Below are 25,060 nucleotides of genomic sequence, written 5' to 3'. Positions count from 1 at the left end.
CGCCACCCCGCGTCGTGCCGGGCTCGGCCTCAGACCGTCGCGAGGAGCGCGTCCACCCGGGCCTCGAGGGCGTCGATCGGGTGCACGTGCCCGGCGCGCACCACGACGGAGACCGTGTCGAGGTTCTCGACCGACTGCAGCGGGTCGGCGGTGAGCAGGAGGAGGTCCGCGTCGGCTCCCGGGACGATGCGGCCCATCGTGTCACTGCGGCCGAGGTACTCGGCCGGCGCCGTGGTGGTGCTGCGGAGCACCTCGAGTGGGCTCAGGCCCGCCCGGCCGAGCTCCCGGAACTCCTCGTGGATCGAGCGCGCGACACCGCGGCCGCTGGTGTCGGTACCGCTCATGATTCGCGTGCCGGCCGCAGCGATCCGACCGACCGTCTGCACGCAGCGCTCGTAGTACTCGTGCAGCACGTCCCGGTCGGCCTGCGGGGCCGCCCGGAACGCCTCGACGTCCGCCTGCTGACGTTCGCGCTGGTCGGCGGGCATGCGCTGCAGCCAGGGATCGTCCTGGAACTCCGGGCCGTCGGTGCGGTACTTGCCGCGCAGGCCGACGAGGGTCGGGCAGTGCCAGACACCGTTGTCCGCGAAGGAGCGGCCCAGCGCGTCGGTGCGCTCCTCGGAGTAGGTCTCGAACGCCCGTCGGAGCAGGGCGATCTGCGCCTCGTCCGTGGTGCCCGTGGCGGGGCCGAGGAAGTTCTCCTTCAGGAACGCGTCGAAGAAGTCGACCGCGAACGGCAGGCGGGCCACCCACGCCGGGAACGGCAGGCCGGTCGGCTCCTGCGCCCACAGCGCCTGCGACTCCGACGACAGGGTCAGGAACACGCTCTGGCCCGTGCCGAGGTGCTCAATCGAGTCGAAGCCCGCCGCGGCCGCATCCTCGATGTGGACGCCCGGTGGCAGGTGACCCGCGATCCGCAGCCCGCGCCGGTGCGCCTCGTCCACCGCGGCGAAGAAGACCCCCGGCTCGGTGAGGATCATCTTGATGAAGTCCGCGCCCTGGTCCCACTGCCGGGCGATCTCCTCGCGGACGCCGTCGACCGAGGACGCGTTGAAGGGCAGCAGCAGGTCGCCGGGCATCGCGAGCAGCCGCGGGGCGTACTCGTCGAGGCCGAGCCGCTGCTGCGCGCGGTCGGCGAGCAGCTCGGGCGACCCCTCCATCTGCCGCATCCCGGTGATGCCCTGGGCCAGCATCAGGGCGAGGCCCAGCTCGGTGTCCGGGAGCTGGAGCACGTGGGTGTGCATCTCGGTGAAGCCCGGCACCGCGAACCGGCCCGCCCCGTCGATCACCCGAGCGTCCGACGACGGGGCGTCCGCCGTGGCCGTGACCGCGCGGATGCGGCCGCCGTCGACCAGGATCGACCGGCCGCCGACCCGGCTCCCGTCCGCGGGGTCGACGACGGTCACGCCGTCGATCCGGACCGCGCTGGACGGCGCGACGACCGCCCGCGGGCGAGGCCGGGACACGGTCACCGCCCGGATGATCTCCGCGCCCGCCGCGCCGAGCCCCATGAGGGCCACCCCGGCGCCCGCCCGGGCGAGGAACCGCCGTCTACTGCGCGCCCGGGAGGGGCCCTCCACCTCGGGCTCCGTGCGTGCCTCGTCGCCGTCGGTCGTCATCGGAGCCGCCCTTCTCGCCGAATCGATGAACACATCATTACTGATGATGCCATCACTTTTGGCGCCGATGCTAGGTTCGGGGCATGCCGGACATCCCGGAGGGGCCCCGGGGCGGGCGTCGGGAACGCCGCAAGGAACGCACTCGGACGGCGCTCGTCGAGGCCGCTCGACGGCTCCTCCGCGAGCGGGACGGCAGGCAGGCGAGCATCCAGGCCATCACCGAGCTCGCGGACGTGGGGTTCGGCTCGTTCTACAACCACTTCGCCTCGAAGGACGACCTGTTCGAGGCGGCGAGGGACGAGACCGTCGCGGACTACTTCGCCTGGCTGGACGACCACCTCGAGGCCGACGCCGACCCGGTGCGGCGACTCACCGAGAGCATCCGGCTCACCGGCAGGCTCATCGTCGAACAGCCCGAGCTGGCGCAGGTCCTGAGCCGCGCGGACCGGCCCGCGGTCACGGACGCCTTCTCGCAACGGATGGAGGCGGACGTGCGCGCCGCGCTGGCCGCGGCCGACGTCCAGGTGGGAGCGGCCGAGTTCGAGACACTCCTGGTGGCGGCGCTGGGGGCCATCCGCGCGGTCGTCGAGCGCGCGGCCGACTGGACTCCGACGGAGACCGCCGCGAACGCCGAGATCCTCGCCCCCGCCGTCACCCGGCTGTTGGGCCTGCCCGAGAACGCCGGACGGCCCGGACCCCGAGCGGGGTCCGGGCCGTCCGGATGAGCGGTCAGCCGATCAGGCGGACTCCTCCGAGGAGGTGCTGCCACCGGCTGCGATGTCGACCGGCGGGGCGTCCGGCACCGAGACCGACGGGCGCGGCTCACCCCGGAAGGTGAAGGTCGCCTTGTCGTCGTGCGCCGGGGAGCCCTCGGGCACCGACTCGTCGATGCCCTCGACGTCCACGATCACGATCTGCCCGGCCTCGATCTCGCCGAACAGGATCTTCTCCGACAGCTGGTCCTCGATCTCGCGCTGGATGGTCCGGCGCAGCGGCCGGGCGCCCAGCACGGGGTCGAACCCGCGGCGGGCCAGCAGACCCTTCGCGGCCTCCGTGAGCTCGATGGCCATGTCCTTGTTGGCCAGGGCCTTCTCCACCCGCGTGATCATCAGGTCGACCATGGAGATGATCTGCGGCTGGGTGAGCTGGTGGAAGACGATGATGTCGTCGATGCGGTTCAGGAACTCCGGGCGGAAGTGCTTCTTCAGCTCGTCGTTGACCTTGACCTTCATGCGCTCGTAGTTCGACTGCTCGTCGTTGCTCTGCGCGAAGCCGAGCCCGACGGCCTTCGAGATGTCCTGGGTGCCCAGGTTCGAGGTGAAGATCAGCACCGTGTTCTTGAAGTCCACCGTGCGGCCCTGGCCGTCCGTCAGGCGGCCGTCCTCCAGGACCTGCAGGAGCGTGTTGTAGATCTCCTGGTGGGCCTTCTCGATCTCGTCGAACAGCACGACCGAGAACGGCTTGCGGCGCACCTTCTCGGTGAGCTGGCCGCCCTCCTCGTAGCCCACGTACCCGGGAGGGGCACCGAAGAGCCGCGAGGCGGTGTAGCGGTCGTGGAACTCGCCCATGTCGATCTGGATGAGCGCGTCGTCCTCGCCGAACAGGAAGTTCGCGAGCGCCTTGGACAGCTCGGTCTTACCGACACCGGACGGGCCGGCGAAGATGAACGAGCCGGACGGGCGCTTCGGGTCCTTGAGGCCTGCCCGCGTGCGCCGGATCGCCTGCGCGACCGACTTGACGGCCTCCTCCTGCCCGATGATCCGCTTGTGGAGCTCGTCCTCCATCTTGAGCAGCCGAGTCGTCTCCTCCTCGGTCAGCTTGAAGACGGGGATGCCGGTCCAGTTCGCCAGCACCTCGGCGATCTGCTCGTCGTCGACCTCGGCCACGACGTCCAGGTCACCGGACTTCCACTGCTTCTCGCGCTCCGACTTCTGCCCGAGCAGCTGCTTCTCGGAGTCCCGCAGGTGCGCAGCGCGCTCGAAGTCCTGCGCGTCGATCGCGGACTCCTTGTCCCGGCGGACGTTCGCGATCTTCTCGTCGAACTCCCGCAGGTCCGGCGGCGCGGTCATGCGCTTGATGCGCATGCGGGCGCCCGCCTCGTCGATCAGGTCGATCGCCTTGTCCGGCAGGTAGCGGTCGGAGATGTAGCGGTCCGCCAGCGTGGCCGCGGCGACGAGCGCCGGGTCGGTGATGGTGACCCGGTGGTGCGCCTCGTAGCGGTCGCGCAGGCCCTTGAGGATCTCGATGGTGTGCGTGACGCTCGGCTCGCCCACCTGGATCGGCTGGAAGCGGCGCTCCAGCGCGGGGTCCTTCTCGACGTACTTACGGTACTCGTCCAGCGTGGTGGCGCCGATGGTCTGCAGCTCGCCGCGCGCGAGCATGGGCTTGAGGATCGAGGCGGCGTCGATCGCGCCCTCGGCGGCACCCGCACCCACCAGGGTGTGGATCTCGTCGATGAACAGGATGATGTCCCCGCGGGTGCGGATCTCCTTGAGCACCTTCTTGAGGCGCTCCTCGAAGTCACCGCGGTAGCGGGAGCCCGCGACCAGGGAGCCCAGGTCGAGCGTATAGAGCTGCTTGTCCTTCAGCGTCTCCGGGACCTCGCCCTTGACGATGCCCTGGGCCAGGCCCTCGACGACGGCGGTCTTGCCGACGCCGGGCTCGCCGATGAGGACGGGGTTGTTCTTCGTCCTCCGGGAGAGGACCTGCATGACCCGCTCGATCTCCTTCTCCCGGCCGATGACCGGGTCCAGCTTGCCCTCGCGGGCCTGCTGGGTGAGGTTGCGACCGAACTGGTCGAGCACGAGGGACGAGGACGGGGTGCCCTCACCGCGGCCGGAGCTGGCCTCGGCGGGCTCCTTGCCCTGGTAGCCGCTCAGCAGCTGCAGCACCTGCTGGCGGACGCGGTTGAGATCGGCGCCCAGCTTCACGAGGACCTGGGCTGCGACACCCTCGCCCTCGCGGATCAGGCCGAGCAGGATGTGCTCGGTGCCGATGTAGTTGTGGCCGAGCTGCAGCGCCTCGCGCAGCGACAGCTCCAGCACCTTCTTCGCGCGAGGCGTGAACGGGATGTGTCCCGACGGTGCCTGCTGGCCCTGGCCGATGATCTCCTCGACCTGCTGCCGCACGCCCTCCAGGGCGATCCCGAGCGACTCGAGCGCCTTGGCGGCCACACCCTCGCCCTCGTGGATCAGGCCAAGGAGGATGTGCTCGGTGCCGATGTAGTTGTGGTTGAGCATCCTGGCCTCTTCCTGGGCCAGAACGACAACACGCCTTGCTCGGTCGGTGAACCTCTCGAACATTCGCACTCCTTGCCTGCTGCGCCCACACATGCGACGCGTCCAGCATCCTTGTGACACTGCGCCGCGGGCGCCCCTTACCACTGTATCGGTCCTCGGGGTCCGGCCGCCTCCGCCGCGGTGCCACGTAACGGGCACGGTACGCACCCGCACCGACAAAACGGTGTGAGCTGCGCTTCTCTTCCCGGCCGCCTCGCGTTCAGCCCTGGGCGAACGCGGGCACCCTCACCGACCTGCGGCGATCTTCTCCTGCTCGGCCTCCTCGCGCTTGTACACGCGGAAGCCCTCCTCGTCCCGCCCGCGCCGCCAGTAGCCGCTCACCGACAGGTCGTCGCGGGGCACCCCCCGTTCGGTCAGCAGGTGTCTGCGCAGCTCCTTGACCTCCCCGGCCTCGCCGTGGACGAAGGCGTGCACCCGGCCCTCGGGGAAGGCCAGCGCCGCCACCGCGCCCAGCAGCTGCCCGGCGCTGTTCCCGTCCCGGTGCAACCACTGCAACCGCAGGTCACCGGGGGTGTCCAGCGGCTGTTCGTCGGCCTCGCCCGCCACCTGGACGATCGCGTGGACGGGCACGCCCGCCGGGATCCGCTCCAGCGCGGCGGCGATCGCCGGGATGGCGGCCTCGTCCCCCACCAGCAGGTGCCAGTCCGCGGCCGGGTCCGGGGCGTAGGCGCCGCCGGGGCCGAGCAGCCGCAGGGTGTCCCCCGGCTGGGCCGCGGCCGCCCAGGGACCCGCCAGTCCGGCGTCCCCGTGGTGGACGAAGTCGATCGTCAGCTCGGCCCGGGCGGGATCGAACGCGCGCACGGTGTACGTCCGCACCCGCGGCTGCTGCTCGCGCGGGAACCGCTCGCGGACGACGTCCAGGTCGAAGGGTTCCGGGTACTGCACGCCGGGAAGCGGAAACAGAATCTTCACGTAGCGGTCGGTGAACCCGGTCTCGGGGAACGACGCGAGCTCCGGACCGGTCGCGACCACGCGGACCATGTGCGGCGTGAGCCGCTCGGTGCGGGCGACCGTCAGTGTGGTGACGCGAGGCATGCCGTCACGGTACGCCGGTAAGGTGATCCTTGGTTGAGCGCTCACCGAAAAGGGCCGGCCCGCTCGGGGCCGGCCCTCTCCGGAACGCGCTCAGTTCTCCTGGTGGTAGGCCTCGAGGACCTCGGCCGGGATCCGGCCTCGGTCGGAGACCTTCATCCCGCGCTTGCGGGCCCAGTCCCGGATCGCCTGGTTCTGCTCGCGGTCGATGGACGGCTTGCGCGCCGCCGCACCGTTCGAGGACACCGTCGACGCCCGCCGACGGTTCGCCGCCACCTTGCGCGCCGCGCCCACGTAGGACGCCAACGCGTCCCGCAACTTGTCGGCGTTGCCCGCCGACAGGTCGATCTCGTAGCTCTTGCCGTCCAAGCCGAACTCGACGGTCTCGTCGGCCTTCTCGCCGTCCAGATCGTCGATCAGCCGGATCTCTCGGATCTGCGCCACCGCCGCAGCCTCCATAATCTCGGATAATCGTTGACATTCACCTACGGCAGAGCCGCAGTGAAAGACTAACGCGATTACCGAGAGTCTGTCGAGTTGCCTATGACTCCTGCCGCACCAACGGGAAGAGGATCGTCTCCCGGATGCCGGTGCCGGTGAGCGTCATCAACAAGCGGTCTAGGCCCATTCCCATGCCGCCGGTCGGGGGCATTCCGTACTCCATCGCCCGCAGAAAGTCCTCGTCGAGCTGCATCGCCTCGGGATCGCCCTTGGCCGCGAGCAGGGACTGCTCGTACAGGCGCTTGCGCTGCTCCACCGGGTCCACCAGCTCGGAGTAGGCCGTGGCCAGCTCGTGCCCGAACACGATGAGGTCCCAGGCCTCCGCCAGGCGGGGCTCGTCCCGGTGCTGTCGGGTCAGCGGCCGCACCTCGACCGGATAGTCCCGGACGAACGTCGGTTCCTGGAGCGTGTGCTCGACGAGCTTCTCGAACAACTCCAACACGATCTCGCCCGCGCCCCAGGAATCCTTCAGCGCCACGTCGTGGGCGGCCGCGATCTTCCGGAGGTCCTCCGCGGAGGTGTCCACCGTCACCGATTCCCCGACGGCCGCGGCCACCGATTCGTGCAACGTGACCGAGCGCCACTCCCCGCCGAGATCGTGCTCGGACCCGTCGGCGTGACGCACGATGGTGGAGCCGAACACGGCGCGTACACATTCCTGGATCAGTTCACGCGTGAGAATGGCCATGTCGTCGTAGGTCGCATAGGCCTGGTAGGCCTCGATCATGGCGAACTCGGGCGAATGGGTCGAGTCGATGCCCTCGTTGCGGAACACCCGGTTGATCTCGAAAACGCGCTCGATCCCGCCCACCACGGCGCGCTTGAGGAACAGCTCCGGGGCGATCCGCAGGTAGAGGTCGGCGTCCAGCGCGTTCGTGTGCGTGACGAAGGGCCTGGCCGTGGCGCCGCCGTGCAGCAGCTGCAGCATCGGGGTCTCGACCTCGATGTAGTCCCGCGCCTCGAACTCGCGGCGCAGCGTGCGCACGACGGTGGAGCGGGTGCGCACCATCTCCCGGGCCTGCGGGCGCAGGATGAGGTCGACGTAGCGCTGCCGGACCCGGGTCTCCTCGGACAGGTCGCTGTGCGCGTTCGGCAGCGGGCGGACGGCCTTCGACGCCATCTGCCACGAGTCGGCCATGACCGACAGCTCGCCGCGCTTGCTCGCGATCACCTCGCCGGTGACGATCACGTGGTCGCCCCGGTCGACCTGCGCCTTCCAGCGTGCCAGCTCCTCCTCGCCGACCTTCGCCAGGCTGAGCATGGCCTGCAGCTCGGTGCCGTCGCCCTCGACCAGCTTCGCGAAACAGAGCTTGCCGGTGTTGCGCAGGAACAGCACCCGCCCGACGACGGTCACGACGTCGCCCGTCTCGGCCCCTGGCTCGAGGTCCGGGTACGCCGCGCGCACCTCGGCCAGGCTGTGGGTGCGGGGCACCGAGACGGGATAGGGGTCGATCCCGGCCTCGAGCATGTCCGCGCGCTTCTTCGAGCGCACCTGCATCTGCTCGGGCAGGTCGTCGACAGGGGTACGCGGCTCGTCACTCACGCCGAACGAGCGTAGTCGGACACGTCCGGCGGTTTCCCCCCGGTACGGGCTCGTGAGTGGTAATCGTCGCCATAGCCGCTATCGCCACTCACGGGGGTCTGCTGTGACCGAACGTCGTCTCGTCTTCGGGTCCGCCGCACAGGACTACGCCGCCCACCGACCCGACTATCCCGCGGCCGCGGTGGAGTGGGCGTTGGCCGGAGCACCCGGGCGCCGCGTGCTCGACCTCGCGGCGGGGACGGGCAAGCTCACGGCGCGACTGCTCGAGCAGGACGTCGTCGCCGTGGAGCCGGACGTCGAGATGCTCGGGATGCTGCGCGCCGCGTTCCCGCAGGTGGAGGCGCGGCAGGGCACCGCGGAGGAGATCCCGCTGCCGGACACCTCCGTGGACGCCGTGCTCGTCGGGCAGGCGGTGCACTGGTTCGACCCGGAACGGGCCTGGCCGGAGATCGCCCGGGTGCTGCGGCCGGGCGGCGTGTTCGCGGGCCTCTGGAACTGCGACGACGCCGCCGTCGACTGGGTCCGCGGGCTGCACGAGGCCCTGGCGCACGGCAAGCCGGTCCCCCGGGGCGGGGACGCGGCGGAGCTCGAACCCGGAGACCCGTTCGGGGCGGTGGAGCGGCGGACGTTCCCCTTCACGCGACAGACCACCACCGAGGGCCTGATCGCGACGCTGCGCACACACTCGTGGTCGCTGATCAGCACGGACGCCGAGCGGGAGGCCGCCTTCGCCCGGCTGCGGGCCTACCTCGCGACGCGCCCCGAGACGGCGTCCGGCGGCTTCGCGTTCCCGCTGTTCACGCTGGTGCTGCGGACGTTGCGCTCGTAGGTGAGCTTGAGGCCCTCGAGCGTGATCTCCGGCACGTACTCGGTGATCGTGTCCGAGATGCCCCGCATCAGCGGAGCGAGCCCGCCGGTGCCCAGCACGGTGACCGGCCCCGCGCCGGGGCCGAGCTCGGCGATGATCCGCCGGACGAGCCCGTCGACCTGGCCCGCGAAGCCGTAGAGCACGCCGGACTGCAACGCCTCCACGGTGTTCTTGCCGATCACCGACCGGGGCGCCACCAGCTCGACCGGCCGCAGCGCCGCCGCCCGCAGGGCGAGGGCCTCCATCGAGATGTCGATGCCGGGGGCGAGCGCACCGCCGAGGAACTCGCCCTTCGCGGACACCACGTCGATGTTGGTGGAGGTGCCGAAGTCGACGACCACGCAGGCCGTCGCGTGGCGGTGGTGGGCGGCGAGGGTGTTGACGACCCGGTCCGCGCCGACCTCGCGCGGATTGTCGACGAGCAGCGGCACACCCGTCCGCACCCCGGGCCCGACGATGATCGACGGCGTGGCGCTGCGGTCCAGCATCAGCCGCAGCTCACGCAGCAGCGACGGCACGGTGGACAGTGCCGAGACCCCCGTGACCTGCGGCGCGTAGTCGCGCAGCAGGGCCCGGATCGCGACCTCCAGCTCGTCCGCGGTGATCTGCGGGTCGGTCCGCATCCGCCAGTCGCGCACGAGCACGTCCCCGTCGTAGACGCCGAGCGCGATCTGGGTGTTGCCGACGTCGATGCAGAGGAGCACGGCTACCGCGAACCGGACAACAGCCCGGAGCCCTCCGGGGCGTGTGCGGGGTCGCTGCCGAGCTCGACGACCTTGTTGTCGCCGTCGACGAACACGACCTTGGGCTCGTAGGTGAGCAGCTCGGCCTCGTCGAGCATCCCGTAGGCGATGAGGATGACGAGGTCACCGGGGTGCACGAGGTGCGCGGCGGCCCCGTTGATGCCGATCACGCCGCTGCCGCGCGGGCCGGGGATCACGTAGGTCTCGAGCCGGGCGCCGTTGGTGATGTCGACGATCGCGACCTTCTCACCCTCCAGCAGCCCCGAGGCGTCCATCAGGTCGCGGTCGACCGTCACCGACCCGACGTAGTGCAGGTCGGCCTGGGTCACCGTGGCCCGGTGGATCTTGGCGGTCATCATGGTGCGCAGCATCTTCGCTACCTCTCTACAGCTGGACGGCGACGTTGTCGATCAAGCGGGTGGTGCCGAACCGGCCGGCGACGAGCAGGCGGGCCTGCTGTCCGGGCCGAGGGGCGCCGAGGGTCTCGGCGTCTCGCAGTTCCAGGTAGTCGACGGCGAGGTCCGGGTCCTCGGCGAGGACCTTCTCGGCCCGCTCGAGCACGGCGGCGGCGCCGTGGGCGGACACCGACGCCCCCTCACGCAGGGCGCGGGACAGGATCGCGGCGCGCTCGCGGTCGGACGCCGAGAGGTAGACGTTGCGGCTGGAGCGGGCCAGCCCGTCCTCCTCCCGCACCGTCGGCACGCCGACGACGTCGAGCGGGAAGTCCAGGTCGCGGACCATCTTCGTGACCAGCGCGAGCTGCTGGAAGTCCTTCTGGCCGAAGATCGCGACGTCCGGCCCGACGATGTGGAACAGCTTCGCGACGACCGTGAGCACCCCGTCGAAGTGTCCCGGCCGGGAGCCGCCCTCCAGCTCGGCGCCGAGCGGGCCCGCCGTGATCCGGGTGTCCGAGCCGGGCGGGTACATCGTGTCGACGTCCGGGGTGAAGACGAGCTCGACCCCCTCCTCCCGGCAGGCGTCCAGGTCCGCCTCGAGCGGCCGCGGGTAGCGGGAGAGGTCCTCGTTCGCGCCGAACTGCAGCGGGTTCACGAAGATGCTCACCACCGGCACGACGGCACCGGGGACCTGGCGGGCGTGCCGGATCAGCTCGCGGTGGCCCGCGTGCAGGGCGCCCATCGTGGGCACCAGCACGATCTTGCGGCCCGCGCCGCGCAGCGCCCGGGTGACGGCGCGCAGCCGCTCGGGATCACTGTGGACGGTCAGGGTGCCCGTCGCGTAGCCGTTCTTGGTCGTCACCGGGAGTCCTCCAGTGTGGCGCGGACCTCGGCGGCCGCGTGGTCGGGCAGCAGGCCGCCCGCGACGGCGCGGTGCGCGGTGCGGCGGGCGAGCGTGCGGTAGGTGTCGGCGAGCTCCGGGTCCACCCGGTCCAGCTCGGCAAGGTGGGTGCGGACCGTCGCCACGTCCCCGCGGGCGACCGGGCCGGTCAGCGCGCGGTCGCCGTGGCGCAGGGCGTTGTCCAGCGCCGCGGAGAGCAGCGGGGCGATCATCCGGTTCGCCGGCCGGATCCCCGCCCTGTCGAGCAGCTCGGCGCAGTCGTTGACCAGTGTGACCAGGTGGTTCGCGCCGTGAGCCAGCGCGGCGTGGTAGAGCGGGCGGGCCTGCTCGGGCACCCGGACGGGCTCGGCCCCCAACTCCAGGACCAGCGCCTCGCCGACGCTCCAGGCGGCCTCGTCGTCGGGATGGGCGGTGACGGAGATCGTCGCCCCGGTCAGCCGCTGGACGTCCTCGGGCCGGCCGGTGAACGTCAGGACCGGGTGCAGGGCCAGCGCCAGCACCCCGTGCTCCACGGCCGGGTCGAGCACCGAGACGCCGTGGGCGCCCGCGGTGTGCACCAGGATCTGGCCGGGCCGGAAGGCGCCGGCGGCGGCCAGGCCGCGGACCATCCCGGGGAGCACGTCGTCCGGGACGGCGAGCACGACCAGGTCGGCGCGCTGCACGACCTCGTCCGGGGTCAGCAGGGGGACGCCCGGCAGCAGCGACTCGGCCCGGTGGACCGACGCCCGGGAGACCCCCGAGGTGGCGACGACGCGATGCCCGATCCCGGACAACGCCGCGCCCAGAACGGCACCCACACGGCCGGCGGAGACCACTCCGACGGCCAACCGGGCAGGCCGGCCAGCACTCATCACGCACTCCCGCTCTCGTTCCAGTCCACCAGGGGTACCGGACGATCGTCATCGGCGACGGGCACGAGGGTAGGCCGCGCGACGGCGGGCCGGGAGTCCGCGTGACCCGCTTCACCGAGACGCGGCGATCACACCGCGGTCATCTGGGTGTCACGCGAGGTTGGGCGAGAGTCACGGGAGCGCTCCCGTCACGCTCGGAACGATCACTCCAGCGGGTGTCACACGAGCGCTGCGGCGTCAACGCTCCCGTCACACCCGGAACGATCACGAGTGCACCCACCCCACACCCGACGAGCGTCACCGGAGCGCTGCCGCGGGTGCGCTCCCGTCACCTCGGAACAATCACCCCGTGCGAGCGTCACAGGAGCGCTGCCGCGACAACGCTCCCGTCACACCCGGAACGATCATGCGCGCACCCACCCCACACCCGGCGAGCGTCACCGGAGCGCTGCCTCGGGTGCGCTCCCGTCACCCTCGGAACAATCACCCCGTGCGAGCGTCACAGGAGCGCTGCCGCGACCACACTCCCGTCACCCTTAAAACGATCACCCCACGAGAGTCACGGGAGCGCTGCGACGACAACGCCCCTGTCACGCTCGGAACGATCACTCTGCGAGCGTCACACCAGCGCTGCCGCGAGAACACTCCGGTCGCACTCGGAGAGATCACGAGTGCACCCACCCCGCACCCGGCGAGCGTCACCGGAGCGCTGCCGCGGGAGCGCCCCTGTCACGCTCGGTCGGATCACCCTGCGAGCGTCACAGGAGCGCTGCCGCGACAACACTCCCGTCACACCCGGAACGATCACGAGTGCACCCACCCCACACCCGGCGAGCGTCACCGGAGCGCTGCCTCGGGAGCGCTCCCGTCACCCTCGGAACAATCACCCCGTGCGAGCGTCACAGGAGCGCTGTGGCGACAACGCTCCCGTCACGCTCGGAAGGATCTTCAGGACGCCGGGCCCTGGCGGCGGTCGGGGAGGCCGGGGGCGCCGAAGGTCGGGCCCTGCGGTCCCGGGTACGGCTGCGGCGGGTACGGCTGCCCCGGGTACTGCTGGCCCGGGTACTGCTGGCCGGGGTAGGGCTGGCCGGGGTAGGGCTGGCCCGGGTGTTGTGGGTATGGCTGGCCCGGGTGTTGCGGGTAGGGCTGCGGGGCGTAGGCCGGGGGTGCGTAGCCGGGCGGTGGGGCCTGCGGCATCGGCGCCGAGATGGTGTGCGGCGCGGGCGGGGCCCAGCCCGGCGGGTGGTCGCCGCCCCAGGCGGCGGTGAGGGCGTCGGGCATGCCGAGGGCGCGGGCGCGCGCCTTCGCCAGCTCGCGCAGCCGCCCGGACAGCAGCTCCTCGGCGCTGTCGCGGACCGCGCCGCGGGCGATCCGCGCGCGCAGGAACGCCAGCTCGGTCACGGCGGCCTGGTAGTCGGCGACCGCGCGGGCCGCGTGCGGGCCGGACCGGCGCCTGACCTCGCGGCGCCAGCCCTTGCGCCGGGCCAGGTTCCCCAGCAGCGGCACCTCGCTCCACGCGATCCAGCCCGCCTGCGCGAACGAGGGCAGCTGGTCGGCCACCGTCTTGGCCTCGCGGCGGCGCTGCCAGATCACGATGCCCGCCATGGCGAGGAACAGCGGCAGCATCACGAGGATGTAGACCTGGAAGAAGCCGCCCTCGAGGACCGTGGCGGCGCCGTTCCAGACGGCGTGCAGCAACACGGCCAGCAGGTAGCCGGCGAGCACGGCGAGGATTCGCACCACGACACTGCGCTTGCTCGCCGCGATCCCGGCACCGATGCCGATCATGGAGGTGAAGAGCGGGTGCGCGAAGGGCGAGAGCACCCCGCGCAGGATGAACGTGGCCGCCACCGCGCCCGCGGGGCCCGCCGCGTCGGACTCGGCGAAGGCCCGGCCGAAGTAGAGGATGTTCTCGGTGAAGGCGAACCCGGCGGCGACGATCCCGGCGTAGACGACGCCGTCGACGATCCCGTCGAACTCGCGGCGGCGCCAGACCAGCAGCCCGACCAGGAACAGGCCCTTGACCGCCTCCTCGACGAACGGGGCGATCAGCACCGAGCCCAGGACGTCTCCGGAGCCGCGACCGAGCAGCGCATCCGCCGCCAGCGCGGCACTGGAGTTGATGAGCAGCGCGGACAGCGCCGCGAAGCAGGCTCCCCAGAGGAAGGCGAACAGCAGCATCCGCGGCGGCTCCGGTTCCCACCGGTCCAGCCACAGGAACGTCGCGACGACGACGCTGACCGGCAGCAGGGCGCACAGCGCCCCGACCAGCACGCCCCCGACCCCGACCGAGCTGCCCACCAGCCCGATCACCACCAGTCCGCAGATGCCGAGCGCCACCAGCCCGACGACGGGCAGCAGCACCCCGCGTCTGCGGGCGGCGTGGGTGTGCCGGGTCTGCTGCGGCGGCGCTCCGGTGGGAACGGGGTAGGCCATGGACGAAGCCTAAGCCGTCCCCCGACCGCGGTGGGTGTCGTCGTGGTCCGACGGCGCCCGGCAGCAGTGCTCCAGCCAGAGCGCGCCGCCGACCAGCAGCAGCGCGGACACCAGCCCGACCGCCCCGGCGAGGGTGTCCGCGGCCGCCGCGGTGACCTCGCTCGCCCGGGGCACCGTGTACAGGAGCAGGCCGGTCCACAGCCCGCCGACCAGCGCGGCGCCCAGTGCGGACGCCTTGGCCACGAGCACCGCCCGCGCCGCGACCAGCGGCTCGACCGGCTTGCTCCCGGGTCGCCGGTCCACCCGCCCCTTGAGCACCCACCCCGCGACCGCCTCGGCGATCCCCAGCACGGCGAGAGTGGCGCCCGCGGGGGCGGGGAAGCCGGGCAGCGACCCGTAGGACAGCCGGACGAGCAGGTTGCCGACCACCACCGCGGCGACGAACGCCACGACGAGATCACGCGGACGGGTGGCGGTCACGGGTGCAGCACCAGATCGGTCCGGCGCAGGCCCTCGATCTCCGACGGCGGCAGCGCGGCCAGCAGGTCGGCGACCCGGCCGTGCCCGGGCAGCACGGCCTCGGGGTCGAGATCCAGCCAGGGCACCAGGACGCTCGCCCGCTCGGGGGTGCCCGGGTGGGGCAGCAGCAGCTCCGGGTCGTCGCTGGTCACGGGGGTTCCGTCCGCGGAGACGGTGACCACGTCGACGTCGAGCGTCCGGGGACCCCAGCGCACCTCGCGGACCCGTTCGGCGGCCTTCTCCAGCTCCTGCCCGCGGCGCAGCCAGCCCCACTGGTCGACGGCGGGGTCGTCGACGAGGAGGAGCGCGTTGAGGAAGTCCGGCTGCTCGACACCGCCCCAGGCGGGGGTCTCGTAGACCGGGGACGCGGCGACGACCGCCGCCCCGAAGCCGTCGACGGCGAGCCGGAGGTACCCGAACCGGTCCCCGAGGTTCGAGCCGAGCGAGAGCACCGCGCGGGTCACCCCGCCCCTCCACCCCGGCGAACGGCGCGCTCGCTCACGAGGTCTGAGCGTTCGCTCATCAGGCCTGGGCCCGCGCGCCGGTCGTCGGTGGGGGTGGTCATGCGGGGAGGATCCTGCCCCGCTCGCCGCGGCGGGAGCGGCGGGCCACCACCGCGACGTCCGCGAAGTCCAGCGGGATCGGGGCGTGCGGCTTGTGCAGCGTGACCTCGACGGCCTGCACCCGCTCGTCCTTCATCACGGTGTCCGCGATCTCGGCGGACACCGTCTCGATCAGGTCCCGCGGCGGCCCCGCGACGATCCCGGCCGCCATCTCGGCGAGCTCCCCGTAGTGCACGGTCTTGGTCAGGTCGTCCGTGGCCGCGGCCTCGGCCAGGTCGATCCACAGCCGGATGTCGACGACGAAGTCCTGGCCGTCCCGCTTCTCGTGCGCGAACACGCCGTGGTGGCCGCGCACCCGCAGCCCGGTCAGCTCGATCCGGTCCGTCATTGCTCTCCCGTCCGCGCGCGCGAGGAGCCCAGCCGGTACGCGGCGGCGACCGCGATGGCGTCCATCGTGGTCTCGACGTCGTGCACCCGGACGCCCCAGGCGCCGTGCTCGGCGGCGATCGCGCTGATCGCCGCGGTGGCGCCGTCTCGACCCGAGGGTGGGCGCAGCGTGCCGTCCGATGCGGCGAGCAGCTGCCCGAGGAACCGCTTGCGCGAGGCCCCGACCAGCACGGGGAAACCCAGCGCCAGCAACACGTCCAGCCTGCGCAGCAGCGCCCAGTTGTGCGCCGCGGTCTTGGCGAAGCCGATGCCCGGGTCGAGGATGATCCGGCCCGGATCGACGCCCGCCATCACCGCGGCGTCCACCCGCTCGACGAGCTCGTGGCGGACCTCCCCGATGACGTCCTCATAGGACGCCAGCTCCTGCATGCGGTCGCTGTGCCCGCGCCAGTGCATGAGGATCCACGGCACGCGCAGCGCCGCGACCGCGGCCGCCATGCGCGGGTCGGCGAGCCCGCCGGACACGTCGTTGACCACGGTCGCGCCGGCCTCCACGGCGGCTTCGGCGACCGAGGCGCGGGTGGTGTCGACGCTGACCCGGACGCCCTCGGCGACGAGGTCCCGGATCACCGGGAGGATGCGCTCCTGCTCGGTGGCCGCGTCGATCCGGGCCGCGCCGGGCCGTGTCGACTCGCCCCCGACGTCCACCAGGTCGGCCCCGGCGTCCCGCATGGCGACCCCGTGCGCGACGGCGTGCTCGCGGTCGACGTACCGGCCGCCGTCGGAGAACGAGTCGGGCGTGACGTTGAGGATGCCCAGCACCACGCACCGGCCCGGCTGCGGGACCGGGGCCGCCATCACGACCCCCGGATCAGCGCGAGCGCCTCCGCGCGGGACGAAGGGGAGGTCTGGAACATGCCCCGCACGGCGGAGGTGGTGGTGCGCGAGCCCGGCTTGCGGATGCCCCGCATGGCCATGCACAGGTGCTCGGCGTCGATCACCACGATCACCCCGCGCGGGTTCAGCTTCGCCACCAGCGCGTCCGCCACCTGCCCGGTGAGCCGCTCCTGGACCTGCGGGCGCTTGGCGTAGAGGTCGACGACGCGGGCCAGCTTGGACAGCCCGGTGACCTTCCCGTCCAACGACGGGATGTACCCGATGTGCGCCACCCCGTGGAACGGCACGAGGTGGTGCTCGCAGGTGGAGTAGATCGGGATGTCCTTGACCATGACGAGCTCGCCGTGGCCCTCGTCGAACGTCTTCTCCAGGACCGCGGCCGGGTCCGTGTAGAGCCCGGCGAACAGCTCCTCGTAGGCCCGGGCGACCCGGCCCGGGGTGTCCCGGAGCCCCTCGCGGTCGGGGTCCTCCCCGATCGCGAGCAACAGCTCGCGGACGGCCGCCTCGGCGCGTGCGTGATCGACGCCCGTGGCGGTCACTCGACCGTTCACCGGTGTGCTGGTGGTCAGCGCGTGCTCCCCGAGTCGGGCCCCTGCTCCGGGTTCTCCGGCGTGGGTCGTGGTGCGGGCGTGTCGTAGGGCCGGGGGGCCTGCTCCGACGGGTCGGTGCCCTGCTGCGGCGGGGCCCAGTTCGGCGGCGGCCAGGTCTGCCCGGCGGGCGTGGTCGCGGGCCGCCAGTCCGGCGGGGCGCCGTAGTTCGGGGCGACCGCGTTCGGGGGCAGCCGGTTGCCGTTGCCGTTCCCGTTCGCCGGGGCGGTGTGCGCTCCGTTGCCGTTCCCGTTCGCCGGGGCGTGCTGCTCGGCGGGGAACCCACCGGGGTAGCCGCCGTTCGGGCCGGGCGACGGCAGGGGGCCGGGGCCGCCGTTCGGGCCCGGGGCCGGGACGTCTCCGCCCCCGCCGCCCGGGTAGGAGCTGACCGGGACCGGCTCGCGCTCGGTCTCCGGCGGCCACGCCTCGCCGCGCTCGCGGGCGAGCTCGCCCTTGGTCTTGATCGGCGGCTTGTCGCTCGGGGTGCGCTCACCGAAGTCGTTGAACGCGGTGATCCGGGGCCGCTTCTCCACCGAGCCGAAGATCCGCTCCAGGTCCTTGCGGGTGAGCGTCTCCTTGTCCAGCAGCTCCACCACCAGGTCGTCCAGCACGTCCCGGTAGGTGTTGAGGATCTCCCACGCCTCGGTGTGGGCCGCCTCGATGAGCTTGCGGACCTCCTCGTCGATCTCGTGGGCGACCTCGAGCGAGTAGTCCGCCTGGTTGCCCATCGAGCGGCCGAGGAAGGGGTCGCCCTGCTCGCGGCCGTAGCGGACGGCGCCGAGCTTGGCGCTCATGCCGTACTCGGTGACCATCGCGCGGGCGATCTTGGTGGCCTGGTCGATGTCCGAGGACGCGCCCGTGGTGGGCTCGTGGAACACCAGCTCCTCGGCGCTGCGCCCGCCCATGGCGAACACCAGCCTGCCGATCATCTCCGAGCGCGTCATCAGGCCCTTGTCGTCCTCCGGGACGACGAGTGCGTGTCCGCCGGTGCGACCGCGCGGCAGGATCGTGAGCTTGTAGACCGGCTCGAGGTCCGGCATCGCCCACGCGGCCAGCGCGTGTCCGCCCTCGTGGTAGGCGGTGATCTTCTTCTCCTGCTCGGAGATGATCTTGCCCTTGCGGCGGGGGCCACCGACCACGCGATCGACGGACTCCTCGAGCGCGGCGCCGTTGATCTGCGAGCCGTTCTCCCGCGCGGTGAGCAGCGCGGCCTCGTTGATCACGTTCGCCAGGTCCGCACCCGACATGCCGACGGTGCGCTTGGCGAGGGCGTCGAAGTCGACGTCGTTCGCGAAGGGCTTGCCCTTGCTGTGCACCTGCAGGATCTGGCGGCGGCCCGCGAGGTCCGGGGCGCCGACGGGGATCTGCCGGTCGAAGCGGCCGGGACGCAGCAGCGCCGGGTCCAGGATGTCCGGACGGTTGGTGGCCGCGATCAGGATGATCCCGCCGCGCGCGTCGAACCCGTCCATCTCGACGAGCAGCTGGTTGAGCGTCTGCTCCCGCTCGTCGTGCCCGCCGCCGAGGCCCGCACCGCGCTGGCGGCCGACCGCGTCGATCTCGTCCACGAAGATGATGCAGGGGGAGTTCTGCTTGGCCTGCTCGAACAGGTCCCGCACGCGCGAGGCGCCGACACCGACGAACATCTCGACGAAGTCCGAGCCGGAGATGGTGTAGAACGGCACGCCCGCCTCGCCCGCGACCGCGCGCGCGAGCAGCGTCTTCCCGGTGCCGGGCGGGCCGTAGAGCAGCACGCCCTTGGGGATCTTGGCCCCGAGCGCCTGGTAGCGGCCCGGGTTCTGCAGGAAGTCCTTGATCTCGTACAGCTCTTCGACGGCCTCGTCCGCGCCCGCCACGTCGGCGAACGTGGTCTTCGGCATGTCCTTGTTGAGCTGCTTGGCCTTCGACTTGCCGAAGGACATGACCCGGTTCCCGCCGCCCTGGGCGTTGTTCATCATCCAGAACAGGACGAGGAGCACCAGGCCGAGCGGGATCAGGTAGATCAACATCGTGGTCAGGAACGAGTCCTGGCGCACCACGGTGTTGTAGGTGGGGACGCCCGCCTCCTGCAGATCCGTGAGGATCGCGTTCGAGGACGACGCGGGGTACTGGGTCAGGATCTTGGTGCTGCCGTCGACCGGGTTGGTCAGATCGAGCCGCAGGCGCTGCTCGCGGTCCTCGATCGTGGCGCTCGCCACGTTCCGGGCGTCGATCTGGGCGATGGCCGTCGACGTGGGGACCTGGGCGTAGCCGCGGGTGTCGTCGAAGAGCACGGAGAACCCGAAATAGACCAGGACCACGACGAGGATCCAGATCAAGGGGTTACGGAGCAGGCGCTTGCGGTCCATGCAGCTTCGGCCTGGTGGCCTTCACCTTCCCGAGATGTGCTTCGCCGGTACCCGCGCGGGCGGCGACGCGCCGACCGGCCTGATCCGCCAGGATAGCCGCCGCGGGCCGGTGCTGCGCCACCGTGCCCTGCGGAGGGGTACGCCCGGCTCAACGTGCGCCTCGCGCGCCCGGTTCCCGGGCCGCCTCACGATCCGGTCTCGGGCCCGCACCGAACCGGTGACCCGGCTCGAACCCCGGGGGGCGGGGATGGTGAGGTAACCCCGGGCAGGGGCGCGTCGTTGGTCACGCGGCGACTTGCCGGCGATTTCTCGGGGGTGGGGTCCGGATGCGTATCCGGTCGAGGCGCGGCGTGCTCGCCGCGGCGGCGACGGTGGCGGCCCTGGCCGCGGTGGTGGTCGTCGTGCCCTCGACCGCGAGCGCCCGACCGGCGCCCGCCGCGGTTCCGGCCGCCGCGCCGGCACCCGTCTGGGCACCCCGCGAGACGGCGGCGGTGACGCCCGGGGTGCAGACGATCACCCAGGGCGGCGGCTCCTGCACCGGGAACTTCGTGTTCCGCGGCGACGGGGGGACCCTCTACCTCGGGCAGGCCGCGCACTGCGCGGGCACCGGCGCGGAGACCGAGACGGACGGCTGCAACTCCTCGACGATGCCGCTCGGCACGCCGGTCACCGTCCGCGGGGCGCACGGCTACACGACGACCGGGCGGATGGTCTACAGCTCCTGGGTCACCATGCAGCAGCGCGCCGAGACCGACCCGGTGGTCTGCGGCTACAACGACTTCGCCCTCGTCGAGCTGCCCGCGGACGCCGCCGCCACCACGAACCCCACGGTCCCGTTCTTCGGCGGGCCGACCGGGGTGAACACCACCGGGCTGCCGCTGGGCGCGCAGGCCTTCAGCTATGGCAACTCGCCCACCCGGGCCGGGATCGCCGCGCTGACCCCGAAGGCGGGCGTGAGCGCCGGGGACGTCGCCGACGGGTGGCAGCACCAGGTCTACACGGTCAACCCGGGCATCCCGGGGGACTCGGGCAGCGCGTTCCTCGACGCCTCGGGGCGGGCGCTGGGCCTGCTGTCCACGCTGAACCTGGCGCCGCTGCCGGTCAGCAACGGGGTGACGGACCTGGCCCGGTCGCTGGCCTACGCCAACGCGCACAGCGGCCTGGGGCCGGTCGGGCTGGTCGACGGCACCGCGCCGTTCACCCCCACCCCGCCGGGCGTGGACCCGCAGGAGATCGCGCCGCCCGCGGGCCCACCCGTCTGACGCTCGGGCTCGGACGCTCGGGCTCTGACGCTCGGGCTCGGACGCTCAGACCGTGACACTTGGGCGTCCCAAGCGTCGCTCCGTGGTGCTTGGGCGTCCCAAGCGTCGCTCAGCGGTGCTTGGGCCGCCCAAGCGTCACGGCGTCTCCAGCGTCAGCGGACCCTCAGGCGTAGACCTTCGGGTCCAGCGTGCCGATGTAGGGCAGGTCGCGGTAGCGCTCGGCGTAGTCCAGCCCGTAGCCGACCACGAACTCGTTCGGGATGTCGAAGCCCACGTACTTCACCGGGACGTCGACCTTCACCGCGTCGGGCTTGCGGAGCAGCGTCACGACCTCCAGCGACGCCGGGCCGCGCGACTCCAGGTTCTTGAGCAGCCAGGACAGCGTCAGGCCGGAGTCGATGATGTCCTCGACGATCAGGACGTGCCGCCCGGCGATGTCCCGGTCGAGGTCCTTGAGGATCCGCACGACGCCGCTCGAGGACGTCGCCGACCCGTACGAGCTGACCGCCATGAACTCCAGCTGGACCGGGACGGGCATGGCGCGCGCGAAGTCGGTCATGAACATGACCGCGCCCTTGAGCACCCCGACCAGCAGGACGTCACCGTCGACGGCGGCGTAGTCCTTCGCGATCTGCTCGGCGAGCTCGGTGGTCTTGTCGTCGATCTGTTGTTCGGTGATCAAGACGGACGCGATGTCCCCGTCGTACACGGATGACCCTCTCGCTAGCCGAACCGTTGCACCGAGAGCCTGCCATCTCGCCGCACGAGGTCCAACCCGCCGGGCAGCCGCGGCCCGCCCTGCCCGCGCCACTCGCCGACCAGCGCGTCGGCCGACCGCAGGTGGGCGTCGGTCAGGGCCGTGATGCCGACGTCACAGAGCCAGTCGCGCAGCACCCGTCGCCGGACCGCGGCGGGAGCGCCGCGCAGCACGGCGACGTCGAGGCCCGCCGGGGACTCCGCCTCGTCCCGCAGGCGCGCGGCCCAGGCCGAGAGCGCCTCGTCGTCCTCCCGCAGCTGGGCCGCGGTGCGGGCCAGCGCCTCCGTCGCCCCCGGGAGAACGTCCTCCACCAGCGGCAGGACCTCGGCCCGCAACCGGGCGCGGGTGAACCGGGGATCGATGTTGTGCGGGTCGGACCAGGGTTCGAGATCGCCACAGGCCGCGTGCACCACGGCTCGGCGCAGGCCGAGCAGCGGCCGCAGCCACGGCTCGTCCCACTCGCGCATGCCCGCGATCGACCGGGCCCCCGAGCCGCGACCGAGCCCGAGGAGCACGGTCTCGGCCTGGTCGTCGAGGGTGTGGCCGAGCAGCACGGGTGAACCGGGCCGGACCGCCCGCAGCGCCGCGTACCGCGCCCGCCGCGCCGCGGCCTCCAGGCCCCCGCTCCCGGTGACGACGACGGGGTGCACCTCGGCGGCGATGCCCCGCTCCCGCAGCCGGGTGGCGAGCGCCTGCGAGCGCTCCGCCGAGCCGGGTTGCAGCCCGTGGTCGACGATCGCCGCCACCGTGTCCGCCCGCACGGCGTGCGCGGCGAGCAGCAGCGCCAGCGAGTCCGGCCCGCCGGAACACCCGACGACGGGCGCGCCCTGCAGCGGGATCCGCGCGAGCGCGTCCGCCACCACCCGCCGCACTGTGGCTCCACAGTGCGCGGAACCGGCCCGCCCAGCGGTCATCGTGGCTCCACAATGCGCGAGAACAGCCTGCTCAGCGGCCAGTGTGGCTCCATAGTGCGGGCGTCGGTCAGGGGACTCGGGCCAGCCAGGTCTCGGGGGCCGCCAGCTCCGCGCGCGTGGGGAGGGTGTCGGGGCTCTGCCAGACGGCGTTGAAGCCCGCCATGCCCACCTCGTCGACGACCCGCTTCGTGAACGCCGAGCCGACCGCGTACTGCTTGACCTTCGCCTCCACCCCGAGCAGCGCGCGCAACACCCGGTCGATCAACCCGCCGCCACGGCGACGCGCGGTGAACCGCGTGCGGATCGTCGCGACGCTGGGCACCACCTCGGGGCCCGCCGCGTCCATGACGTGGTCCGCGTGGCCCTCCAGCAGCGTGGTCAGCGCGAGCAGCCGGTCCAGCGCGGCCTTCTGCTCCGGGCCCTGCAGCAGCTCCACCAGCGCCAGCGAGTCGCCGCGGGACTCCTTGAGCGCCTTCACCGCCTCCGGGAGCCGCTCGAGCATCGCCCCGCCGTCCCGGGTGCTGATCGACAGGAAGTGCGAGACCTCGGCCGCGAAGTGCTCGCGCAGCCAGGGCACGGCGGTGAACTGCAGCCGGTGGGTGGCCTCGTGCAGGCAGACCCAGAGGCCGAAGTCCCCGCTGGGGACGTCGAGCGCCTGCTGGGCGGCGTAGATGTTCGGGGCGACGAGCAGCAGCCTGCCCTCGCGGTCCGGGCCGCCGAAGGGGTCGTACTGGCCCAGCACCCGGGCCCCCACGAAGGCGAGGACCCCGCCGATCTGCAGACCGGCGGTGGTCGAGGTGACCGCCCGCGCGGCCTTCGCCGTGCTCGGCAGCTGCGCGCCCGCCGTCAGCTCCGCCATGCCGTCGATCGCGGCCGCCGCCCAGGCGGGGCGGTCCACGACGTCCGCGGGCAGCAGCGGCAGCCCCTCGCCCAGGCCGGTGACGGCGCGGACGTGCCCTTCGGCGACGGCGGCATCCGCACGCAGGCGCTCCACCAGCTCCGTCGCCACCGCGGCGGCGACCGGCGGCCCCGCAGGCACGAGCCGGGCCGCCGTGCGGCGGGCCAGCCCCCAGTTGACCGGGAGTCCGGACGAGGTGTCGGTCGCGAGTGTCACCTCCGCCACGCTACCGACATCCGCACCGACTCAGCGTGGCCGCGATCGTGTCCAGCCGCGGGCGGACGTCCGCCGGGGACTCTCCGTTGGACATCAGCGCGAAGACCAGCAGCCTGCCGTCGACGTCCGTGACGACGCCCGCGAGGCTGCTCACCCCGGTGAGCGTCCCCGTCTTGGCCCGGACCACGCCGCGACCGACGGAGGCGTTGCCGGTGCCGAACCGGTCGTCGAGCGTGCCGTCGCCGCCCGCGACCGGCAGCCCGGTGATGATCGGGCGGAGGAACTCCGGGCCGTCGTCCGGGCCGGTGGGGGCCGCGGCGGCCTGCAGCAGCGCCGCCAGCAGCGGGGCGGGCACCCGGTCCTCGGTGGACAGCCCGCTGCCGTCGACCATGTGGGCCCCGGTGACGTCGAAGCCGGACTGGGTCAGCGCGCCGAGCACCGCGTCCGCCGACCCGGTGAAGGACGGGTCCGCCTGCCGCGACAGGGCGACGGTGCGGGCGAGGCTCTCGGCCAGGACGTTGTCCGAGGTGGTCATCAGGTGCTCGACCAGCGAGGAGATCGGCGCGGAGACGACCCGACCCAGCTCCTTGGCGTTCGGCGGCGCGGTGCCCTCGGTGACCCGGGTGACGCCGAGCTTCTGGGCGAAGGCGCGCCCGGCCTCGGTCGCGGGGTCGGCCACGCGCGGGGTGTCCTGCTCGGTGACGACGCGCCTGCCGCCGTCGAGCATCAGCGGGACCATCGGGGCGACGAACCCGCCCGCGACATCCGCGGGGTCCCAGCCCTCGGCCAGCTCCGGGCCGGTCCACAGGCTGGTGTCGATCACGACGGAGGTGATCGGCTGGCTGCCGACCGCCTTCTTGACCAGGGCCACCAGGTCGTCGAGCCGGGCGGGGTCGGGATAGGTGCCGGTGCGGCCCGCGGGCAGCGCGGTGAGGGTGGGATCGCCGCCGCCGATCAGCACGACCTGGCCCGGCTCGGCGCCCGCGACCACCCGGGTGGCCAGCCGGTCGGTCGGGTCCAGGGTGAGCAGGGCGGCACTGGCCGTGAGGAGCTTGCCCGTACTGCCCGGAACGAGAGTCTTCTCCGGTGATTGCTGCCACAGTGGCGGCGCGCCGCGCGGCGCGGCCGGGTCGACCACGATCCCGGAGAAGTCGCCCAGGGCGGTCGAACCGGCCAGCGGGCCGAGCACCGAACCGAGGCCCGAGCTGCTCGGCGTGGGCGCCGCGGCGGACAGTGCCGCCAGCTCCGGCACGGGCACGTCGAGCTGCTTCTCCGGCACCGCCTGGTCGCGAATGCCCAGGTCAACGAGCAGGTTCGGCGCGTGCAGGGCCGCCGTGCCGCCCGCCGCCGCGGCCAGCGCCAACACCACGAGCACGATGAGGACGGTCCGCCCCTTGCGCGTGGGCAGCCTGAGCGTGTCGCCGATCCGGCGGCCGAATCCCACCCTCCACCGATCCTTCCCGCGTCCCCCGAGACGGACCGGCCGGTCACGACCGTCCGGACGCGGTCCCCCACACTAGAGGTAGA

At 72.6% G+C, this 25,060-nt stretch carries 23 protein-coding genes; 3 read left to right on the top strand and 20 right to left on the bottom strand.

The annotated features are described in order from the left end of the window. Positions 1-29: 29 nt before the first annotated feature. Positions 30-1,619, bottom strand: a complete 1,590-nt coding sequence (locus L3X23_RS27620) for an amidohydrolase family protein (RefSeq protein ID WP_237195724.1) — start codon at positions 1,617-1,619, stop codon at positions 30-32. Between the two features lie 83 nt (positions 1,620-1,702). Here L3X23_RS27620 and L3X23_RS27615 point away from each other — a divergent pair, with 83 nt between their 5' ends. Then, the gene (locus L3X23_RS27615; RefSeq protein WP_237195723.1) at positions 1,703-2,344 is read left to right on the top strand and encodes a TetR/AcrR family transcriptional regulator; all 642 of its coding nucleotides are present in this window, start codon (positions 1,703-1,705) and stop codon (positions 2,342-2,344) included. Between the two features lie 12 nt (positions 2,345-2,356). Here the strand turns inward: L3X23_RS27615 and L3X23_RS27610 are convergent, their stop codons facing one another. The 4 genes from L3X23_RS27610 to lysS form a co-directional block, all read right to left on the bottom strand. Next, entirely contained in the window at positions 2,357-4,921 is a 2,565-nt protein-coding gene (locus tag L3X23_RS27610) for an ATP-dependent Clp protease ATP-binding subunit (protein ID WP_093083122.1), read from the bottom strand. Between the two features lie 222 nt (positions 4,922-5,143). Beyond that, a complete protein-coding gene (locus L3X23_RS27605) occupies positions 5,144-5,953 on the bottom strand; it encodes a siderophore-interacting protein (protein ID WP_237195722.1) in 810 nt (269 codons plus the stop codon). A gap of 90 nt (positions 5,954-6,043) precedes the next feature. Then, entirely contained in the window at positions 6,044-6,409 is a 366-nt protein-coding gene (locus L3X23_RS27600; protein ID WP_255734012.1) for an Lsr2 family protein, read from the bottom strand. Positions 6,410-6,491: 82 nt separating this feature from the next. Continuing rightward, positions 6,492-7,949, bottom strand: a complete 1,458-nt coding sequence (gene lysS / locus L3X23_RS27595; RefSeq protein ID WP_237198135.1) for a lysine--tRNA ligase — start codon at positions 7,947-7,949, stop codon at positions 6,492-6,494. 148 nt (positions 7,950-8,097) lie between these two features. On the opposite strand from lysS, the gene L3X23_RS27590 reads away from it, so the two are divergent. Next, positions 8,098-8,823, top strand: coding sequence for a class I SAM-dependent methyltransferase (locus L3X23_RS27590; protein ID WP_237195720.1), 726 nt, complete (start codon positions 8,098-8,100; stop codon positions 8,821-8,823). Here L3X23_RS27590 and L3X23_RS27585 read toward each other — a convergent pair. The 11 genes from L3X23_RS27585 to ftsH form a co-directional block, all read right to left on the bottom strand. Beyond that, positions 8,739-9,566 (bottom strand): type III pantothenate kinase, encoded by an 828-nt coding sequence (locus L3X23_RS27585; protein WP_237195719.1) that lies wholly within the window; start codon positions 9,564-9,566, stop codon positions 8,739-8,741. The genes L3X23_RS27590 and L3X23_RS27585 overlap by 85 nt on opposite strands. Positions 9,567-9,568: 2 nt before the next feature. After that, positions 9,569-9,976, bottom strand: a complete 408-nt coding sequence (gene panD / locus L3X23_RS27580; protein WP_237195717.1) for an aspartate 1-decarboxylase — start codon at positions 9,974-9,976, stop codon at positions 9,569-9,571. A gap of 13 nt (positions 9,977-9,989) precedes the next feature. Then, positions 9,990-10,862 (bottom strand): pantoate--beta-alanine ligase, encoded by an 873-nt coding sequence (panC, locus tag L3X23_RS27575; protein WP_237195715.1) that lies wholly within the window; start codon positions 10,860-10,862, stop codon positions 9,990-9,992. Next, positions 10,859-11,752 (bottom strand): Rossmann-like and DUF2520 domain-containing protein, encoded by an 894-nt coding sequence (locus L3X23_RS27570; RefSeq protein ID WP_237195713.1) that lies wholly within the window; start codon positions 11,750-11,752, stop codon positions 10,859-10,861. The genes panC and L3X23_RS27570 overlap by 4 nt, the downstream gene beginning before the upstream one ends. A gap of 948 nt (positions 11,753-12,700) precedes the next feature. Continuing rightward, positions 12,701-14,188: a PrsW family intramembrane metalloprotease gene (locus tag L3X23_RS27565; protein ID WP_237195712.1), complete on the bottom strand. Its 1,488-nt coding sequence runs from the start codon at positions 14,186-14,188 to the stop codon at positions 12,701-12,703. 9 nt (positions 14,189-14,197) lie between these two features. Further along, positions 14,198-14,668, bottom strand: a complete 471-nt coding sequence (locus L3X23_RS27560; RefSeq protein WP_237195711.1) for a DUF3180 domain-containing protein — start codon at positions 14,666-14,668, stop codon at positions 14,198-14,200. Continuing rightward, on the bottom strand, positions 14,665-15,171 hold the full coding sequence (gene folK, locus L3X23_RS27555) for a 2-amino-4-hydroxy-6-hydroxymethyldihydropteridine diphosphokinase (RefSeq protein ID WP_237195710.1): 507 nt from the start codon (positions 15,169-15,171) through the stop codon (positions 14,665-14,667). Before folK ends, L3X23_RS27560 begins: the two co-directional genes overlap by 4 nt. Before the next feature lie 97 nt (positions 15,172-15,268). After that, positions 15,269-15,658, bottom strand: coding sequence for a dihydroneopterin aldolase (gene folB / locus L3X23_RS27550; RefSeq protein ID WP_237195709.1), 390 nt, complete (start codon positions 15,656-15,658; stop codon positions 15,269-15,271). Further along, on the bottom strand, positions 15,655-16,515 hold the full coding sequence (gene folP / locus L3X23_RS27545; protein ID WP_237195708.1) for a dihydropteroate synthase: 861 nt from the start codon (positions 16,513-16,515) through the stop codon (positions 15,655-15,657). Before folP ends, folB begins: the two co-directional genes overlap by 4 nt. After that, positions 16,515-17,093, bottom strand: a complete 579-nt coding sequence (folE, locus tag L3X23_RS27540; protein ID WP_237195707.1) for a GTP cyclohydrolase I FolE — start codon at positions 17,091-17,093, stop codon at positions 16,515-16,517. Before folE ends, folP begins: the two co-directional genes overlap by 1 nt. A 26-nt stretch (positions 17,094-17,119) precedes the next feature. Next, entirely contained in the window at positions 17,120-19,486 is a 2,367-nt protein-coding gene (gene ftsH / locus L3X23_RS27535) for an ATP-dependent zinc metalloprotease FtsH (RefSeq protein ID WP_237195706.1), read from the bottom strand. 326 nt (positions 19,487-19,812) lie between these two features. Between ftsH and L3X23_RS27530 the strand changes: the two genes are divergently transcribed. Further along, entirely contained in the window at positions 19,813-20,748 is a 936-nt protein-coding gene (locus L3X23_RS27530; RefSeq protein ID WP_237195704.1) for a serine protease, read from the top strand. Between the two features lie 163 nt (positions 20,749-20,911). Here the strand turns inward: L3X23_RS27530 and hpt are convergent, their stop codons facing one another. The 4 genes from hpt to dacB all read right to left on the bottom strand — a co-directional run bounded on the left by hpt (position 20,912) and on the right by dacB (position 24,977). After that, positions 20,912-21,457 carry a hypoxanthine phosphoribosyltransferase gene (gene hpt / locus L3X23_RS27525; protein ID WP_237195701.1) on the bottom strand — a complete coding sequence of 182 codons (546 nt, stop codon included), beginning with the start codon at positions 21,455-21,457 and terminating at the stop codon, positions 20,912-20,914. Positions 21,458-21,471: 14 nt separating this feature from the next. Beyond that, positions 21,472-22,419, bottom strand: coding sequence for a tRNA lysidine(34) synthetase TilS (gene tilS / locus L3X23_RS27520; RefSeq protein WP_237195699.1), 948 nt, complete (start codon positions 22,417-22,419; stop codon positions 21,472-21,474). A 67-nt stretch (positions 22,420-22,486) separates the two neighbouring features. Beyond that, positions 22,487-23,533, bottom strand: a complete 1,047-nt coding sequence (locus tag L3X23_RS27515; protein WP_237195697.1) for a zinc-dependent metalloprotease — start codon at positions 23,531-23,533, stop codon at positions 22,487-22,489. Between the two features lie 10 nt (positions 23,534-23,543). Then, positions 23,544-24,977: a D-alanyl-D-alanine carboxypeptidase/D-alanyl-D-alanine-endopeptidase gene (gene dacB, locus L3X23_RS27510; protein ID WP_237195695.1), complete on the bottom strand. Its 1,434-nt coding sequence runs from the start codon at positions 24,975-24,977 to the stop codon at positions 23,544-23,546. Positions 24,978-25,060: the final 83 nt, after the last annotated feature.

It is taken from the genome of Pseudonocardia sp. WMMC193, from assembly GCF_021728735.1.
Taxonomy (GTDB): domain Bacteria; phylum Actinomycetota; class Actinomycetes; order Mycobacteriales; family Pseudonocardiaceae; genus Pseudonocardia; species Pseudonocardia oroxyli.
Note: the sequence above shows the minus strand (reverse complement) of the source record. Positions and strands in the feature narration are given on the sequence as shown.